Origin of the sequence: Solirubrobacter deserti (genome assembly GCF_027587175.1) — a bacterium.
In the GTDB taxonomy this organism is placed as follows: domain Bacteria; phylum Actinomycetota; class Thermoleophilia; order Solirubrobacterales; family Solirubrobacteraceae; genus Solirubrobacter; species Solirubrobacter deserti.
Window position 1 is genome coordinate 1 of record NZ_JAPCID010000030.1, and the last position, 278, is coordinate 278.

1 pseudogene is annotated in these 278 nt (G+C 83.1%); it reads right to left on the reverse strand.

The features are described 5' to 3' along the window. Positions 1 to 193, reverse strand: a pseudogene (locus OJ962_RS20110) (collagen-like triple helix repeat-containing protein); the annotation flags it as partial. Between the last annotated feature and the right edge of the window lie 85 nt (positions 194 to 278).

Below are 278 nucleotides of genomic sequence, written 5' to 3' on the forward strand. Positions count from 1 at the left end.
CCGCCGAGGCCGCGCCCGCCGTCGCCGCTTCGGCCCCGCCCGTCGAGCCCGCGCCCGCCGCCGCGGCCGCCCCCGCCGAGCAGGGCATCGGCGAGGCCGCGCACGCCGAGAACCCGCCGGCGCCCGCGCCCAAGCAGATCTCCGCGCCCGCTCCGGCCGCGACGATCTCCGCTCCCGCGCCCGCGCCGTACATCGCCGCGCCCGCTCCGGTCGCGCCGGTCGTCTACTACGCGCCTCCGCCTCCTCCGCCCCCGCCGCCGCCGATCGCGCCGGAGATC